This is a genomic window from Streptomyces sp. NPDC043878, assembly GCF_056435735.1.
In genome coordinates, this window is record NZ_JBWKDW010000011.1 from 239,914 (window position 1) to 256,162 (window position 16,249).

Genomic DNA, 16,249 nt, shown 5'->3' on the forward strand with positions numbered 1-16,249 from the left:
TGGGAGCTTTCCACCGCCACCTAACCGCCCAGGGAAGGTGTTCGGTGGGAGGAGGAGAAGAAACGACCCCGCCGGGGGGTAGCACGTTTGGCAAGGTCCCCCCCCCCCGGCCCTCGCGACCGACAGGGGACGGACCATGCAGACCTTCCTGCCCTACCCCGACTTCGGCGCCTCCGCCGCCGCCCTCGATCCGCGCCGGCTGGGCAAGCAGCGGGTCGAGACCCTCCAGGTGCTGCGGGGCCTCACGGTCGCCGGCTATGGCTGGCGGCACCATCCGGCGGTGCGCATGTGGGCGGGGTACGAGGAGGCGCTGGTGCGCTACGGCCTGGAGATGTGCGGGGTGTGGACGGCGGGCGGACGCGCCGACACCTGCGCCGCCTCGCTGATGGCCGACTTCGCCGGACAGGGCGACGGGTCGGGCATCCGCACCCAGGAACAGCTCCGGGAGGCCGGTGAACTGCCCCCGTGGCTCGGCGACCCCGCGTTCCATCTCAGTCACCGCTCCGCGCTCGTCCGCAAGGCACCGGAGTTCTACACACCCGTGTTCCCGGACGTGCCCGACGACCTGCCGTACGTCTGGCCGCCCTCGGACCGGACCTCCCGGCACGCGGCGTGAGCGCGTCAGGGTGTCCGGCTGAGGACGTTCAGCGCGCCGGGCAGCACTCTGGCCGTGACCGGGAGTACGGCCTCCACCTCGCCGTCCGCGCCGTAGGGCACCTCACGGTCGGCCTCGATGTGGATCTCCCGGCCTCTCAGGACGCTCACCTGCGGGCGGTGGACGTGGGCCCCCGTCGTGAGGTCGTTCATGAGGGCGAAGAACAGCCGGCGGGGCGCCTCGCGGATCAGTACGACGTCCAGCATCCCGTCGTCCAGGCGGGCGTCGGGGGCGATCAGGCGGCCCGAGCCGTAGTAGCCGGAGTTGGCGGCCACCACCGTGTAACCGGTGTGCGGGTGTTCCTCGCCGTCGACGGTGACCCGGTAGCGCGCCGGACGCCAGGTGGTGACCGCCCGCAGGCCGCCCGCGTAGTAGGAGGCGGTGCCGCGCAGCAGACGGGCGTGGTTGGCATGGCGGTTGGCGACGGCGTCGACGCCCGCGTACACGCTGCCGAGGACCACCGTGCGGTCGTGGACGGCGGAGCGGACCTCGATGGTGTCGACCGGGCGCGGCTCACCGCGCAGCAGCACCTCGGCCAGGCCGGCGGGGTCGGAGGGCAGGCCCAGCGCGCGGGCGAAGTCGTTGCCCCGGCCGGCCGGGACCAGTCCGAGGACCGCGCCGGTTCCGCTGAGAGCCCCGCCGATGCCGCCGGCGATGCCGTCGCCGCCGACGGCGAGCACCACCCGGCCCGCCTCCCCGGCCTGCCGGGCGAGCTCACGGGCGTGGGCGAGGCTGCGGCTGTACTCGGTCTCCAGCCCGGCCCCCGCCTCGCGGAGCAGACGGGCCACCCCAAGCAGCGCGGCGGCCCCGGCGGACCCGCCCGCGGTGGGGTTGACGACGGCGGTGAACTGTCGCATCGGTGTGCCTCCGGGGCTTACGGGATCGGGGCGGGGGTGGGGTGGGGTGGGGTGGGGTGGGGTGGGGTGGGGTGGGGTGGGATTTCGGCGCTTGAGGATGGGGGGTGGAGGTGGGGTTACGGGATCGGGCTGGACGTGGGGTGGCGGGGCTTCGTGGGACACGGCGGGGGGAACGGGGCGCGCGGGGGCGGGTCCCGCCGGGGCCTGGTCAGTCCGCCGGGAGGAGGATGCCCGGGTTGAGCAGCCCGGACGGGTCCAGCCGCCGTTTGACGGCCCGCAGCGCCTCCACCCCGAGGGGGCCCGCCTCCCGGACGTACCAGTCCCGGTGGTCGGTGCCGACGCCGTGATGGTGGGTGATCGTGCCGCCGGCGTCGAGGATCGCCTCGTTGGCGGCGTGCTTGGCGCGCGTCCAGTGGGCGAGCGGGTCTTCGCCCCGCGCCGAGACGACGGTGAAGTACAGCGAGGCCCCGTTCTCGTAGACGTGGGAGATGTGGCACATGACCAGGGGCGGGGTGCCCGACGCGGTGAGCGTGCCGGTCAGCGCCTCGCGCACGGCGGCGTACAGGCCGGGCAGGCGTGACCAGAACGCCGCCGTCTCCAGCGTCTCGGCGAACGCCCCGGCGTCGAGCAGGGAGTCGCGCAGGTAGGGGGCCGTGTAGCGGCCTTCGGCCCAGCGCCGTCCCGGTTCCTCGCCCAGGAAGGTCCCGCCGCAGTCGCGCAGGACGGCCGCGGCCCGTTCCCGGCGGTGCGCGGTGTCCTCCTCGGTGCCCTCGTAGCCGGCGATCGCCGTGCATCCGGCGGCCTCCCGCGCCCCGGCGGCTCCGATGGCGTCGGGCTGGGCGAGACCGACGAGTGTCTCGGTCTCGTCGGACAGCCGCAGGACCGTCGGCAGCGGCCCGTCCTGGGCGAGCCGGCGCAGTGCGGCGGACCCCTCCTCGAAGGTGGCGAAGCGCCAGCCCTCGTAGCGGCGGACCGCCGGGGCGGGGCGGACGCGGACCGTCACCGAGGTGATGACTCCGAACGCCCCCTCCGAGCCGAGGACGAGCTGGCGCAGGTCGGGTCCGGCGGCCGAGCGGGGGGCGCGGCCGGTGTCCAGGGTGCCCTCGGGGGTGGCGAGGGTGAGTCCGAGGACCATGTCGTCGAAGCGGCCGTACCCCGCGGACGCCTGGCCGCTGGAGCGGGTGGCCGCGAATCCGCCGATGGTGGCCCACTCGTGGGACTGGGGGAAGTGGCCGAGGGTGAAGCCCTGTTCGGCCAGGAGGGCTTCGGCCCGCGGGGCGCGCAGCCCGGCTTGCAGGGTGGCGGTCCGGGAGACCGGGTCGAGGGCGACCAGGCGGTCCATGCGGCGCAGGTCCAGGGCGACGAAGGGGAGGCGCCGGCCGGGGGTGAGTCCGCCGACGACGGAGGTGCCGCCGCCGAACGGCACGACGGCCAGGCCGTGTTCGGCGCACACCCGCAGGACGGCGCTCACCTCGTCGTGGCTCGCGGGCAGGACGACGGCGGCCGGCAGGTCGTCGACGTCGCCGCCGCGCATCCGCAGCAGGTCGGGGGTGGACTTGCCGCGGGTGTGGCGGATCCGGGTCTGCGCGTCGGTGCGCACCCCGTCCTCGTGCCCGCCGACGGCGGCGAGCAGGCCGAGGCGCGCGGCGCCGGTCAGCGGCGGCTCGGGGACGCCGATCTTCTCCAGCGCGACCGGCTCCGCGCCGAGCGGCTCGACCCCGAGCAGCTCGCGCAGCAGCCCGGTCACCGGGTCGGGCAGCGGCGTCGCTCGGGCCGGGTCCCCCCAGCCGCTCCACAGCATGTCCATGACTGTCGTCCTCACCGGTCGGTTCCAGAGCCGCTCCCCCGGGTACCCCGGGGCGTTACACTGTGACACATGACGCCTATTCGTCACAACGACTCGGACGGCGACGCGATGCTCGACGCGGTCCGCGACTGCGTCCTCGCCGTCGGGGTCCGCCGCACCACCCTCACCGACGTGGCCCGCCGCGCGGGTGTCTCGCGGATGACGCTGTACCGGCGCTGGCCCGACGTGCGGTCCCTGGTCGGCGACCTCATGACCCGGGAGTGGGTCGCGGTGGCCACCGGGGCCATGCCCGAGCCGCGCCCGGGCACGGACGCGCGGACTCTGATCGTCGACGGCCTGGTGGCCGGGGTGGACGCCTTCCGCGCCCACCCCCTCTTCCGCAAGATCGTGGACGTCGATCCCGAGCTGCTGCTCCCCTACGTCCTGGACCGGCGCGGAGCGAGCCAGGAGGCCCTGCTGCGGCTGCTGGCCGACGCCCTGGCGGACGGACACGCCGACGGTTCGGTACGGCCCGGCCACACCGAACGGCAGGCCAGGTCCCTGCTGCTGGTCGTGCAGTCCTTCACCCTGTCCCTGCGGACCATGACCGACGAGGACGACACCGAGCTGGACACCGCGGCCTTCCTCACGGAACTGCGGACCGTCCTGGAGAGGACCCTCACACCATGAGCCCCACCGCCGGCCACACCCCCCACACCCCGTCGGCCCCCGGGCCGTCCCTGTCCGCCGCCCGGCGTACGCGGGAACTCGGCGGGGCCGTCGAGGGTCCCGTCGTGGACGTCCTGGTCGTCGGACTCGGCGCCACCGGCACCGGGGCCGCCCTCGACGCCGCCGCCCGCGGCCTGAGCGTCGTCGCCGTGGACGCCCACGACCTGGCGTTCGGCACCTCCCGCTGGAGCTCCAAACTCATCCACGGCGGGCTGCGCTACCTCGCCGCAGGCCAGTTCGACGTGGCCCACGAGAGCGCCGTCGAACGCGGCGTGCTGATGGAGCGCACCGCACCCCACCTGGTGCACGCCCAGCCGTTCGTGCTGCCCCTGACCCCGCTCGTCTCCCGCGGCCAGGCCGCGCTGGCCCACGCCGGCTTCCGGGCCGGGGACGCCCTGCGGCTGGCGGCGCGTACGGCCCGCGCGACCCTGCCCGCACCGCGCCGGCTGTCCGTGGTCGAGACCCGCCACCTGGCCCCGGCGCTGCGCCCCGACGGCCTGCGCGGGGGCCTGCTGTCCTGGGACGGCCGCCTCACCGACGACGCCCGCCTGGTGACCGCGCTCGCCCGGACCGCCGCCGCGCACGGTGCGCGCGTCCTGACCCGGGTGCGGGCCCGCGAACTCACCGGCTCCGGCGCCCGTGTCCGCGACGAACTCACCGGTCAGGAAGGGCTGATCCGCGCCCGCGCGGTCATCAACGCGACCGGCGTGTGGGCGGGCGACCTGGTGGACGGCGTCCGCATCCGCCCCTCCCGCGGCACCCACCTCGTGCTGCGCGCGGACCGCCTCGGGCCGCTGCCCGCCGGCCTGCACGTGCCGGTGCCCGGCGAGACCAACCGCTTCGTCCTCGTCCTGCCGCAGGGCGACGGCCGTGTCTACGTCGGCCTCACCGACGAACCCGTGGAGGGCGGCGTACCGGACGTGCCCGACGTGCCCGAGACGGACATCGGCTTCCTGCTCGACGTGCTCGGCTCCGTCCTCGACGTCCCGGTGCACCGCGAGGACGTCGTGGGGGCCTTCGCCGGACTGCGGCCCCTGCTGGACACCTCGCCGTCGGACCACGCCGGCCCGGCGGCCAGGACCGCCGACATCTCCCGCCGGCACGCGGTCCTCACCTCACCGGACGGCGTGACCACCGTCGTCGGGGGGAAACTCACCACCTACCGGCGGATGGCGCAGGACGCCGTGGACGCCGCCGTCGAAACCCGCCGCCTCGCGGCCGGCCCCTCCCCCACCGCCGCGCTGCCCCTCGTGGGCGCCGCCCCGCCGCGCACGCTCGCCATGCTCCGGGCGCCACGCCGGCTCGTCCGGCGCTACGGCACCGAGGCCCCGGCCGTGCACGCGCTCGGCGTCCGCGACCCCCGCCTCGGCGAACCCGTGCTGCCGGGGCACCCCGTCACCCGCGCCGAACTGCTCTGGGCGGTGCGCCACGAGGGCGCGCTCGACACGGCGGACGTCCTGGACCGCCGCACCCGCATCGGCCTGGTACCCGAGGACCGCACGGCGGCCCTGCCCGCGGCCCACGAGGCACTGTCCGAGGCGCTGTCCGAGGCACCGACGACGCGGGACTGACCCCGCTCGGCCCGGCGGGCGCCGGCCCGGTATGCCGACACCGCGAACGCGGTGCGGGGCTTGGGAGCGGGGGCGCGGGGGGCGCGGGCCCAGCGGGCGCGGGCCCAGGGGGGCGCGAACCCAGGGGGGCGCGAACCCAAAGGGCGGGCGCTCCGCAGCCGGGGGCGCGGGGCCCGCTCCTGGGCCCCGCCTCACGGTCCAGGGTCGCCGGCCCGAGGTGAGACCCCGCGGTCGGGGTGGGGCCCGAAAGCGCCACTTCACGGCCGGGGGCACCGACCCGCGAACGGCGACTTCGCCACCGGGGCGCGGGGCCTGGAAACGCCACTTCACGGCGGGGGCACCGACCCACCGATGTGCAGGGGGCCGGAGAGGCCGTTCCCCAGCCGGGCGCGGAAATCCGCAACCGCTCGACAGCCGGGCGCCGGAACCCGCAACCACCGTTCCGCCCCCGGCGTGCAGAGGCCCGAGAGGCCGTTCCGCCGCCGGGCGCGGGGTGCCGACAGGCCGCCCTGGGGCCGAGGTGTGCTCGCCGTCAGGCTTTCGTGCGGCTGAGGCGCCAGACGTTGTCCTCCCGGAAGCCCTCGACGCCGGCGGGGGAGGCGCACTCCCGGCGGACCGCTTCGAGTGTCTCCAGCGTCCAGCCGTCCTCGGGCAGCGCGAGCTCGGCGAGCGTGCCCTCCAAAGTGGGGAACTCGGCCTCGAAGGGCGGCTGTTCCTGCCAGGACGGCCATCCGGCGTGCAGGACGAGCAGCAGCGTGCCGCCGGGCGCGACGGCTTCCGCAGCCTGCCGCAGCACGGCCCGCTGGTCGATGCGCACCGGCGACTGGAGGTACTGCGCGTTCACCAGGTCGAAGGACCCTTCGGGAAAGGTCACCCCGAGTTCGTGCCGTTCCCAGCCGACGCGGTCGGCCACCCCGGCCTCGTCGGCGTGGGCGGCGGCGCGCCGGAGGGCGGTTCCCGAGATGTCCACCCCGGTGACCTGCCAGCCCTGCGAGGCCAGCCACACCGCGTCCGCGCCCTCCCCGCAGCCCAGGTCGAGCGCGCGGCCCGGCCGGAGGCCGCTCGTCTCCCGCACCAGGAGCGCGTTCGGGCGACCGCTCCAGACGCGGCCGCTGTCTCGGTAGCGGGTCTCCCAGAACTCCGCGGCGGGTGTCACGGGCGGGTGGGTCATGGCGCCTCCTGGCGGGACGGGCTGGTCGTCGGGGTCCTCGAAGACCCTCGCCGGGAAGCCTCCCGTCGCCGCCGTGCGGCGGGCAAACAGAATTGCCGGTACGGCAAAGTCCGCGACGGCGGACACCCGCACCGGCTCCCGCGCCCGGGCTCCTCTACTCCCGCCCGCGCCCGTCCACTCCCCGCTCCGATTCCGGACGCCGGTGCGCCTCCGACCGTCGTACGGCCGTCTGCACCTCTCTCTCGACCTCCTGGCGTGGCCGGCCCTGCTCCTTGGCGTACTCGGCCAGCGCGGAGCGGAGATCGCGGTCGAGGTCGCGCCAGGCCCGGAACGCGGTCTCGTAGGTGGCGGTCTCATGTCTGGTCCACGTGTGTTCGGTCGGCGGTCCGTACGACCGGCGCAGCTCGTCGACCCGGCTGTGCGCCTGGTCGGCCGCGCGCCGCTTCTCCACGAGCTCCTCGAATACGTGTCCCACGTCAACCGATCGTAGGGACGAAGGCGCCATCGCGCGCGGCGAGCGGCCGCGGGCCCGGAATCGAGGGGTCTGAACCCCGGCTCCGCGGGTAGCCGGTCGGGACACGTCCGCACACACGCGCCGTCCGCCGAGCCCGGACGGCGCCCAGTCGTCACAAAGGGGTTGGGAATGAAGCGCTTGGTCCGGCGGCGCGGCCGTTCGGCGCGGGAGCTGTCCGCAGGGCAGGCCCGCCACCTCCGCGCGCAACTGGGGGTGGCCGCCGACATCGCCATCACGGCCCGGCGGCGCGCCCTGGCCGCCCGCCTGGAGTGCGAGCAGGCTCGCGGCGGGGAACGGGTGCTGCGCGGCCGCGTCGACGTCGACGACGTGCTGGAGTACGCGCGCCAGCACTTCGGTCTGACGGGCGTGCCGCGCGAGAAGGCCGCGTCCGTCCTGCGGACCCGCTACGAACTGCGGTTCGGGCACCGGGATCTGGACACCGACGTCTACACCCGCGCCCACGACTCCGCGGCCGGGGAGCTGCTGGGGTGACCCCTCGGCCCCACCGGGGCCGGACGAACAGCAACCTGCCGGGCGCGGCCGCGAAGGCCGTGCCCGGCGGCGTGCTGTGATCACCGCTCGACGACGTGCCGTTCGTCGGGGACGCAGTGGGTCACGGTGCGGCCCTCCACGTCGCGCGACTCGTTCTGGCCCAGCCCGGCCAACGGCTCACGGTTCCGTTCGGTCAGGTCCCGCGAGGCGAGCGGCTCCAGGCCGGAGCGGCGCGCGGACATGTGTTCGCCGCGTGTGCCTCCCGGCGGACCGGGCACCCGGGCCGCTCCCGCTCATCCGGGAGACGGTGCCGAGGGAGGATGCCATGACCACCGACGAACTCCGATACGACGACAGGGGCGAGGTGCCCCTCGCCGGCTACGCGGCGCTCGCCTCGACCTTCACCGCCGGCGCCACGGTGTTCGCCGTCGTGTCCCGCATGCGGGGCGTACGCCTGCCGGAGGAGGTCCCGCCCTGGGACGTGGCGCTGCTGGGCACCGCGACCTTCAAGGCCTCCCGGCTGCTGACCAAGGACAAGATCACCAGTTTCCTGCGGGCGCCCTTCACCCGGCGCGGGGCGGAGGGACCGGCCGGCGAGGTGAACGACGCACCCCGCGGCGGCGGGGCGCGCCGGGCCGTCGGCGAGCTCCTGTCCTGCCCGTTCTGCACCGCCGCCTGGGTGGCCGGCGGCCTCGTCGCCTGCTACGTCTGCGCGCCGCGCGGCGCCCGTCTGCTGGCCGCAGGCCTCAGCGCGGTCACCCTCGCGGACTGGCTGCAGTACGCCTGGACCTGGACCGAGCAGAAGGTCGAGGGCTGAGCACTGCGGGCGGCGACCCGGCGCCCGGCCTCGCAGCCCGGCGCCGTACCGCCCGCCCGGCAGTACCGCCCGCGCGGCAGTACCTCCCGCCCGGCCGTGTCGCCCGCGGCCTCGCCCCCATCAGAACCGCGCGCCGTCTGTGGCCGCCGGTTCAGGCGACGAGTGCCGGGTCCGGCCAGCCGGTCGAGGAGCATCGCCCGGTGCGGCCAGCCCACGGGGGCGACCAGGCCGGGGTGGCGCAGCAGCGCCGACGCCCGCCGGTCGGTCTCGTCGGGCGCGACCGGGCGCCGAACCCGGCGGGCGTGTCGGAGGGGGCCCGGCCGGCCGCGGCACCCCTCCCGGTATACGCCCGGAAAGGCGCGGATCCAGGCCGCCCAGGTGCGTGTCGGGGCTGTTGTGGCGCATTCTTGCTGTGTCGCCCGCGGGACGGCGCACGGACGAGGTAGGGCCGATGACTGGGAGCGCCGAGGACGGACACGCCACACCCGGGCGGCTGGCGGCTCTGCTGATCGACGTTTCGTCGGAGGCGATCAGCACGGCCGGCGGCCACTCGGGAGGAATCTACCTGCGCTCCCGCACGCCCGGACTGCTGCGCCTGGCCGTGCTCGCGGGCCTGCCCGGCCCCCTGTTCCGGCCCTGGTGGCGACTGCACGTCGACCGTCCCTTCCCGGTCGCCGACGCCCACCGCCTCGGCGTCCAGGTGGTGCTGACGAACGCCACCGACACGATGCGCCGCTACCCCCAGTTCGCGGCCGGCCTGCCGTTCCAGTTCGGGTCGCTGTACGTGCCGGTCGTGAGCGGGTCCACGGCGTACGGCGTCCTGACCGTCCTGCGCCCCGCCGTGTCGGACCCCACCGAACTGCTGGCCGAGCGGGACCGCATGGCCCAGCTGGCCGAGGAACTGGGCGCCTCCCTGCGGAAACTGGAGAACTCCGGGGAGGCAGTCGTATGGGACGGGGAACCCCTGTCCGTCCGGCCCCCGGCCACACAGCGGGACTCGGGGCACGTCGGGCGCTTCTCCTGGGACCCCGTCACCTCGGTGGTGACCGTGGACGACCGCCTGCCCGCCCTGCTGGGCGTGCCGCCCGAGGCCCTCAGCGGCATCGCCGACGGCTTCGCGGACGCCGTGGCACCGGGCGACGCGCCACGGCTGCTGGCCGCGCTGCGGGAGACGTCCGCGGGCAGACCGCCGCTGCTGCCGCTGTACCTGCGGGCCGCCGACGGCGGACTGCGGCTGATGGACCTGTGGACGCCCTACGACGACGCCTTCGCCGATACCGGGCCGCCCGGCACGCTCCCGGTGCGGGGCATCGTGCTGGCTCCGGGTCCCGGCACGTCCGGCGACGCGGCGGCGGACCTGCTGCCGGACGGCGTGCTCTGCCTCGACCGGCTCGGGCTGATCACCTACGCGAACCCGCGCGCCGCCCAGCTGCTGAACCGCTCCCGCACCGCGCTGCTCGGACTGCCGCTGTGGGAGGCCGTGCCGTGGCTGAAGCGGCCCGACCACGACGACCACCTGCGCGGGGCCCTCCTGGCGCCCGATCCGGTGTACTTCGACGCCCGGCGGCCCGAACCGGAGGGACGCGAGCCCGCGTCGCAGCCGCAGGAGGGCGACTGGCTCACCTTCTCGGTGCATCCCGGGCCGGACATCCTGAGCTGCACCGTCCGCCCGACCCGCCACGCCGCGGACACCGCGGGGCTGTCACCGGCGGCCGGCGAGGCCGCCGAGGTCCTCGCGGCCGGGGACGGCGCCGGTTCGCTGGCTCCGCTGTACCGCCCGATCGTCCTGGCCATCGCGCTGACGGAGGCCGTCACCGCGCGTCAGGTGTCGGCGGTGGTCATGCGGGAGCTGCTGCCGGCCTTCGGCGGCCGCCGGCTCGCCATCTACCTGCTCCAGGACCGCCACCTGTACCTGGCGTGGGAGACCGGCTTCCCGCCGGGGTTCCTCACCCGCTTCGAGGGGGTGAGCCTGGACGAGCACCTGCCCGGCGTGGAGACACTGACCACCGGCCGCCCCCTGTTCTTCGACTCGATGGACCAGCTCGCGGCGGCCTACCCGGGGATGGCGCTGGACTCGACCGTGGGCTCCCGCGCCTTCCTGCCGCTGATCGCCTCCGGCCGTCCGGTCGGCTCCTGCATCCTGGGCTTCGACCGCCCGCGCAGCTTCAGCTCCCAGGAACGCACGGTGCTCACCGCCCTCGCCGGGCTGATCGCCCACGCCATGGAGAAGGCCCAGCGCTACGAGACCGAGACGGCGCTCGCCCGCGGGCTCCAGCGCGCCCTGCTGCCCCAGCGGCTCACGGCGCACCCGCTGGTGGAGACCGCGGGACGCTATCTGCCCGGCACCCAGGGCATGGACGTGGGCGGCGACTGGTACGACGTCATCGAGGCCGGGGACGGCCTCGCCCTGGTGATCGGCGACGTGCAGGGCCACGGCGTGCAGGCCGCCGCCACCATGGGCCAGCTGCGCAGCGCGGTGAAGGCGTTCGCGCTCGGGGACCGGCCACCCGACGAGGTGATGAGCAGTACGAACCACCTGCTCATCGACCTCGACCCGGGACTCTTCGCGAGCTGCTGCTACATCCGTCTGGACCCGGCCACCGGTCTCGCCCGCGCGGCCCGGGCCGGTCACCCGCCGCCGCTGCTGCGCCTCCCGGACGGCCGCACGCACGTCCTGGACCTGCCCGGCGGGGTCGTGCTGGGCGTCGCCCCGGACGCCCACTACCCGGTGACGGAGCTGACGATGGAGCCCGGCGCCATCCTCGCGCTCTACACCGACGGGCTGGTCGAGCACCCGGGCGCGGACATCGACGACGGCATCACCGCGCTGCGCGTCGCCCTGTCCCGGGCGGGCGGCCCCGGCGACCGCCCGGGCGGTCGCTCGCTGGCCGGTGTGGCGGACCGGCTCACCGGAAGCGCCCGGCACGCCGCCGACCGCCCCGACGACATCGCCCTCCTCCTCGCCGCCCGCCGCACCGACACCGGTCCCCGTCGGGCGTGAGGACGCGGACGGCGCCGCGTCGCGCACCCCTCCAAGTCGACGGCACGCCACGCCTCTTGGGCCGGGGCGCGGCCCCCTGGCGCCCGGGCCGAACCGACGCCGCTCCACACCCCTCGGAGTCGAACCGGCCCCCGCGCCCGCGCCACCGTACCCGCCCCGACCCCGCGTCACGGCCCCGTCCCGTCACACGCCGTGACACCCCTCGCCTCGCGGGGCGCGGCAGTGTAGACATGGGCACATGGTCCGACTAGGCGGTCGATACGGGGCCCGGTCGACCCGTAGTCCCAGCGCTGCGCGCCCCGACGGCGCTTCCGAGGACGCCCGCGGGGCGCGTGGGCGGTCGGCCGGGTACATACCGGTTGGTCTGTCCGTGCGCGCGCACCGGGACGGTGCCGGGCCGCCGCGTGGGCCCGGCGCCGGGGTGCGGTCCGCGCTCGGCGGGCGAAGCGTCGCCGGGCAGGTCTTCGTCCTGCAAGTGGTGATCGTGCTGCTGCTCGTGATGGCCGCGGTGGCGGCTCTGGTGCTGCAGAGCCGGCACGACAGCACGCAGGAGGCCCGCAACCGCTCCGTCGCGGTGGCCGAGGCGTTCGCCGACGCGCCGGGCACCCGCGAGGCGCTGAACGCCCCCAACCCGAGCCTGGTGCTGCAACCGCGCGCCGAGGCGGCCCGCAAGGCGACGCGGGTGGACTTCATCGTCGTCATGAACACCGACGGCATCCGCTACAGCCACCCCAAACCCAACCGCATCGGCAAGAAGTTCGTCGGGACCATCGGGCCCGCCCTGGCCGGCGGCGTGGTGACCGAGCAGATCACGGGGACCATCGGCCCGCTGGTGCAGGCGGTGGTGCCCATCAAGGCGCCCGACGGGAAGGTCGTGGGGCTCGTCTCGGCCGGGGTGACCCTGGACAACGTGGGCGGCGCGGCGAACCGCCAGCTGCCGCTGCTCCTCGGCGCCGCCGCGGCGGCGCTCGCCCTGGCGCTCGCCGGAACGGCGCTGGTGAGCAGGCGGCTGCTGCGCCAGACGCACGGGCTCGGCCCGCACGAGATGACCCGCATGTACGAGCACCACGACGCGGTGCTGCACGCCGTCCGCGAGGGGGTGCTCATCGTCGGCGGCGAGGGCCTGCTGCTGCTCGCCAACGACGAGGCGCACCGCCTGCTCGACCTGCCCGCGAGCGCCGAGGGACGCCACGTCGTGAAGCTCGGCCTGACCCCCGACATGACGGCGCTGCTCACCTCGGGCCGCGTCGCCACCGACGAGGTCCACCTGGTCAAGGACCGGCTGCTGGCGGTCAACCAGCGCAGCACGGACAGCCAGGGCGGCCCGCCCGGGAGCGTCGCCACACTGCGCGACTCGACGGAGCTGCGGGCCCTGTCCGGCCGGGCCGAGGCGGCGCGGGAACGCCTCAACATGCTCTACGACGCCGGCGTGGCCATCGGCACGAGCCTCGACGTGACCCGCACCGCCGAGGAACTGGCGGAGCTGGCGGTGCCCCGGTTCGCGGACTTCGCCACCGTGGACCTGTTCCACGCCGTGCTCAGCGGCGGACAGCCGGAGGTGACGGGGTCGGTGATCCGTACGGCGGTGAGCGGCATCCGCAAGGACGCCCCGCTGTATCCGGTGGGCCGGCACATCACGCTCGTCGACACCTCCCCGCAGGCCCGCAGCCTCGACTCCGGCCGGCCCGTCATCGAACCGCGGCTGGGCAGGGCGCCCGGCTGGCGCGCCCAGGACCGGGAACGGTCCGCGCAGGTGGTGGCGTACGGCATCCACTCGCTGATCGCGGTGCCGCTGCGCGCGGGCAGCCAGGTGCTGGGGGTGGCCAGCTTCTGGCGCTCCGAGAAGAACGAGCCGTTCGACACCGACGAACTGGCCCTCGCCGAGGAACTGGTCACCCGGGCCGCGGTCTCCATCGACAACGCCCGCCGCTACACGCGCGAGCACAACATGGCGGTGACGCTCCAGCGCAGTCTGCTGCCGCGCAGCCTGCCCGACCAGAACGCCCTGGAGATCGCCTACCGCTATCTGCCGGCCCAGGAGGGCGTGGGCGGCGACTGGTTCGACGTGCTGCCGCTGTCCGGTACCAGGGTCGCGCTGGTGGTCGGTGACGTGGTCGGGCACGGTCTGCTCGCCGCGGCGACCATGGGGCGGCTGCGGACGGCCGTGCACAACTTCTCGGCCCTGGATCTGCCGCCCGACGAACTGCTCGCCCTGCTGGACGAGTTGGTCGCCCGCATCGACCAGGACGAGACGGTGGACGGCGGCACCGCCCCGGTCACCGGCGCGACCTGCCTGTACGCGATCTACGATCCGGTGTCGCGGCTGTGCACGGTGGCCCGCGCCGGCCACCCGCCGCCGGCGGTGATCAGGCCGGACGGCAGTGTGGACTTCCCCGAGGTGCCGGTCGGCCCGCCGCTGGGTCTCGGGGGCCTGCCGTTCGAGACGGTCGACCTCGAACTCGAGGAGGGCAGCAGGCTGGTCCTGTACACGGACGGGCTCGTCGAGGACCGGGAACAGGACATCGACGTGGGGCTCGACCTGCTGCGCGGCGCCCTGGAGGGGGCGGGACCGTCGCCCGAGGACACCTGCCGGGCCGTCCTCGACTCCCGGCTGCCGGCCCGCCCCAGCGACGACGTGGCGCTGATCGTCGCGCGCACCCGGGCGCTGCCCGCCGACCGCGTCGCCGAGTGGCGGGTGCCGTCCGAGCCGGCGGCCGTCGGCGAGGTCCGCTCCCTGGTCACCCGGCAGCTGGCCCGGTGGGGTCTGGACGACCTGTCGTTCACGACGGAACTGATCCTCAGCGAGCTGGTCACCAACGCGATCCGCTACGGCGGGGACTCCGTCCAGGTGCGTGTCCTCTTCGACCGCGGCCTGGTCTGCGAGGTGTTCGACAGCAGCAGCACCTCCCCGCACCTCCGCTACGCGGCGATGACGGACGAGGGCGGGCGGGGGCTGTTTCTCGTGGCGCAGCTCTCCGAGCGCTGGGGCACCCGGTACACGCCCGCCGGCAAGGTCATCTGGGCGGAGCAGCCGCTGCCCGGAACAACCCCCTCGAGTCACTCATAAACTGGACTTATGAGCTCATAGACCGGACCCGCGTACCAACTTAGGATTGCCTCAGTTTAGGCTTCCCGACGAGACGCGTTGTCACCGCTCGAAGGGAACCTGATCATGCCCCGCCCCCTGCGGGTAGCCATCGTCGGAGCCGGCCCCGCCGGGATCTACGCCGCCGACGCCCTGCTCAAGTCCGAGGTGGCCGCCGAACCCGGCGTGTCCATCGACCTCTTCGAGCGCATGCCGGCCCCGTTCGGACTGATCCGCTACGGCGTCGCCCCCGACCACCCGCGGATCAAGGGCATCGTCACCGCCCTGCACCAGGTGCTCGACAAGCCGCAGGTCCGCCTCTTCGGCAACGTCGACTACCCGGGTGACATCAGCCTCGACGACCTGCGCGCGTTCTACGACGCCGTGATCTTCTCCACGGGCGCGACGGCCGACCGCGCGCTGTCCGTGCCCGGCGTCGAACTCGACGGCTCCTACGGCGCGGCCGACTTCGTCTCCTGGTACGACGGCCACCCGGACGTGCCGCGCACCTGGCCGCTGGAGGCGGAGAAGGTCGCCGTCCTCGGCGTCGGCAACGTCGCCCTGGACGTGGCCCGCATCCTGGCGAAGACGGCCGACGAACTGCTGCCCACCGAGATCCCGCCGAACGTGTACGAGGGGCTCAAGGCCAACAAGGCCCTGGAAGTCCACGTGTTCGGCCGCCGCGGTCCCGCCCAGGCGAAGTTCAGCCCGATGGAGCTGCGCGAGCTGGACCACTCCCCCACCATCGAGGTCGTCGTCGACCCCGAGGACATCGACTACGACGCGGGCTCGATCGAGACCCGGCGCGGCAACAAGCAGGCCGACATGGTCGCCAAGACCCTGGAGAAGTGGGCCATCCGCGACGTCGGCGACCGGCCGCACAAGCTGTTCCTGCACTTCTTCGAGTCGCCGGCCGAGATCCTCGGCGAGGACGGCAGGGTGGTCGGCCTGCGCACCGAGCGCACCGCCCTCGACGGCACCGGCAACGTCAAGGGCACCGGCGAGTTCAGGGACTGGGACGTCAGCGCGGTCTACCGCGCCGTCGGCTACCTGTCCGACAAGCTCCCCAAGCTGCCCTGGGACCTCGACTCCGGCACCGTCCCGGACGCCGGCGGCCGGGTCGTCCAGGAGAACGGCGAGCACCTGCGCTCCACATACGTCACCGGCTGGATCCGGCGCGGCCCGGTCGGCCTGATCGGTCACACCAAGGGCGACGCGAACGAGACCGTGGCCAACCTGCTGGACGACCACGCGAACGGGCGGCTGCTGACCCCGGGCTCGCCCGACCCGGAGGCCGTGGACGCGTTCCTCGCCGAGCGCGACGTCCGGTTCACCACCTGGGAGGGCTGGTACCGCCTGGACGCCGCCGAGAAGGCGCTGGGCGAGCCGCAGGGACGCGAGCGCGTCAAGCTCGTCGAGCGCGAGGACATGCTCAGGGAGAGCGGGGCGTAGCACGCCGGCCCACGGCGACCGGCCTACGGCGGGGGGGGGGGGGGGGGGGGGGGGGGGGGGGGGGGGGGGGGCGGTTGGCGTGCGCTTGGGGCTACTATTCCGTCTGAGCTCTGCTGGTT

At 75.0% G+C, this 16,249-nt stretch carries 13 protein-coding genes; 8 read left to right on the top strand and 5 right to left on the bottom strand.

Annotation, left to right across the window (positions count from 1 at the left end; all coding sequences use genetic code 11):
- The first annotated feature begins 136 nt into the window (after window positions 1-136).
- Window positions 137-616, top strand: coding sequence for an MSMEG_6728 family protein (locus tag AC07AZ_RS17845; RefSeq protein WP_478848668.1), 480 nt, complete (start codon window positions 137-139; stop codon window positions 614-616).
- A gap of 5 nt (window positions 617-621) precedes the next feature.
- Here AC07AZ_RS17845 and AC07AZ_RS17850 read toward each other — a convergent pair whose 3' ends face one another.
- Window positions 622-1,512, bottom strand: coding sequence for a YegS/Rv2252/BmrU family lipid kinase (locus tag AC07AZ_RS17850; RefSeq protein WP_478848670.1), 891 nt, complete (start codon window positions 1,510-1,512; stop codon window positions 622-624).
- A 208-nt stretch (window positions 1,513-1,720) separates the two neighbouring features.
- Complete coding sequence (locus AC07AZ_RS17855; protein WP_478848672.1) at window positions 1,721-3,319, bottom strand: FAD-binding oxidoreductase; 1,599 nt, start codon at window positions 3,317-3,319, stop codon at window positions 1,721-1,723.
- Between the two features lie 69 nt (window positions 3,320-3,388).
- On the opposite strand from AC07AZ_RS17855, the gene AC07AZ_RS17860 reads away from it, so the two are divergent.
- Together AC07AZ_RS17860 and AC07AZ_RS17865 are read left to right on the top strand one after the other, a co-directional pair.
- Window positions 3,389-3,988, top strand: coding sequence for a TetR/AcrR family transcriptional regulator (locus AC07AZ_RS17860; RefSeq protein WP_478848674.1), 600 nt, complete (start codon window positions 3,389-3,391; stop codon window positions 3,986-3,988).
- On the top strand, window positions 3,985-5,598 hold the full coding sequence (locus tag AC07AZ_RS17865) for a glycerol-3-phosphate dehydrogenase/oxidase (protein WP_478848676.1): 1,614 nt from the start codon (window positions 3,985-3,987) through the stop codon (window positions 5,596-5,598). The genes AC07AZ_RS17860 and AC07AZ_RS17865 overlap by 4 nt, the downstream gene beginning before the upstream one ends.
- A 532-nt stretch (window positions 5,599-6,130) precedes the next feature.
- On the opposite strand, the gene AC07AZ_RS17870 is transcribed toward AC07AZ_RS17865, so the two are convergent.
- Both AC07AZ_RS17870 and AC07AZ_RS17875 read right to left on the bottom strand, forming a co-directional pair.
- Window positions 6,131-6,769 carry a class I SAM-dependent methyltransferase gene (locus AC07AZ_RS17870; protein WP_478848678.1) on the bottom strand — a complete coding sequence of 213 codons (639 nt, stop codon included), beginning with the start codon at window positions 6,767-6,769 and terminating at the stop codon, window positions 6,131-6,133.
- A gap of 154 nt (window positions 6,770-6,923) precedes the next feature.
- On the bottom strand, window positions 6,924-7,244 hold the full coding sequence (locus AC07AZ_RS17875; protein ID WP_478848680.1) for a hypothetical protein: 321 nt from the start codon (window positions 7,242-7,244) through the stop codon (window positions 6,924-6,926).
- Between the two features lie 168 nt (window positions 7,245-7,412).
- Between AC07AZ_RS17875 and AC07AZ_RS17880 the strand changes: the two genes are divergently transcribed.
- Window positions 7,413-7,775 carry a hypothetical protein gene (locus AC07AZ_RS17880; protein ID WP_478848682.1) on the top strand — a complete coding sequence of 121 codons (363 nt, stop codon included), beginning with the start codon at window positions 7,413-7,415 and terminating at the stop codon, window positions 7,773-7,775.
- A gap of 80 nt (window positions 7,776-7,855) precedes the next feature.
- Here AC07AZ_RS17880 and AC07AZ_RS17885 read toward each other — a convergent pair whose 3' ends face one another.
- Window positions 7,856-8,017 (bottom strand): hypothetical protein, encoded by a 162-nt coding sequence (locus AC07AZ_RS17885; protein ID WP_478848708.1) that lies wholly within the window; start codon window positions 8,015-8,017, stop codon window positions 7,856-7,858.
- An 83-nt stretch (window positions 8,018-8,100) separates the two neighbouring features.
- Here AC07AZ_RS17885 and AC07AZ_RS17890 point away from each other — a divergent pair, with 83 nt between their 5' ends.
- The 4 genes from AC07AZ_RS17890 to AC07AZ_RS17905 all read left to right on the top strand — a co-directional run bounded on the left by AC07AZ_RS17890 (window position 8,101) and on the right by AC07AZ_RS17905 (window position 16,130).
- Window positions 8,101-8,592 carry a DUF1360 domain-containing protein gene (locus AC07AZ_RS17890; protein WP_478848684.1) on the top strand — a complete coding sequence of 164 codons (492 nt, stop codon included), beginning with the start codon at window positions 8,101-8,103 and terminating at the stop codon, window positions 8,590-8,592.
- Between the two features lie 451 nt (window positions 8,593-9,043).
- Window positions 9,044-11,593, top strand: coding sequence for a SpoIIE family protein phosphatase (locus tag AC07AZ_RS17895; RefSeq protein WP_478848686.1), 2,550 nt, complete (start codon window positions 9,044-9,046; stop codon window positions 11,591-11,593).
- A 238-nt stretch (window positions 11,594-11,831) separates the two neighbouring features.
- The gene (locus AC07AZ_RS17900; RefSeq protein WP_478848688.1) at window positions 11,832-14,660 is read left to right on the top strand and encodes a SpoIIE family protein phosphatase; all 2,829 of its coding nucleotides are present in this window, start codon (window positions 11,832-11,834) and stop codon (window positions 14,658-14,660) included.
- Between the two features lie 105 nt (window positions 14,661-14,765).
- Window positions 14,766-16,130: an FAD-dependent oxidoreductase gene (locus AC07AZ_RS17905; protein ID WP_478848690.1), complete on the top strand. Its 1,365-nt coding sequence runs from the start codon at window positions 14,766-14,768 to the stop codon at window positions 16,128-16,130.
- Window positions 16,131-16,249: the final 119 nt, after the last annotated feature.

Bases quoted from the DNA above. Each gene is read 5' to 3' on its own strand.
- AC07AZ_RS17880 (WP_478848682.1), top strand. From the start codon at position 7,413: ATGAAGCGCTTGGTCCGGCGGCGCGGCCGTTCGGCGCGGGAGCTGTCC.
- AC07AZ_RS17870 (WP_478848678.1), bottom strand. From the start codon at position 6,769: ATGACCCACCCGCCCGTGACACCCGCCGCGGAGTTCTGGGAGACCCGC.
- AC07AZ_RS17860 (WP_478848674.1), top strand. From the start codon at position 3,389: ATGACGCCTATTCGTCACAACGACTCGGACGGCGACGCGATGCTCGAC.
- AC07AZ_RS17850 (WP_478848670.1), bottom strand. From the start codon at position 1,512: ATGCGACAGTTCACCGCCGTCGTCAACCCCACCGCGGGCGGGTCCGCC.
- AC07AZ_RS17865 (WP_478848676.1), top strand. From the start codon at position 3,985: ATGAGCCCCACCGCCGGCCACACCCCCCACACCCCGTCGGCCCCCGGG.
- AC07AZ_RS17890 (WP_478848684.1), top strand. From the start codon at position 8,101: ATGACCACCGACGAACTCCGATACGACGACAGGGGCGAGGTGCCCCTC.
- AC07AZ_RS17845 (WP_478848668.1), top strand. From the start codon at position 137: ATGCAGACCTTCCTGCCCTACCCCGACTTCGGCGCCTCCGCCGCCGCC.
- AC07AZ_RS17895 (WP_478848686.1), top strand. From the start codon at position 9,044: ATGACTGGGAGCGCCGAGGACGGACACGCCACACCCGGGCGGCTGGCG.
- AC07AZ_RS17900 (WP_478848688.1), top strand. From the start codon at position 11,832: ATGGTCCGACTAGGCGGTCGATACGGGGCCCGGTCGACCCGTAGTCCC.
- AC07AZ_RS17905 (WP_478848690.1), top strand. From the start codon at position 14,766: ATGCCCCGCCCCCTGCGGGTAGCCATCGTCGGAGCCGGCCCCGCCGGG.
- AC07AZ_RS17855 (WP_478848672.1), bottom strand. From the start codon at position 3,319: ATGGACATGCTGTGGAGCGGCTGGGGGGACCCGGCCCGAGCGACGCCG.
- AC07AZ_RS17885 (WP_478848708.1), bottom strand. From the start codon at position 8,017: ATGTCCGCGCGCCGCTCCGGCCTGGAGCCGCTCGCCTCGCGGGACCTG.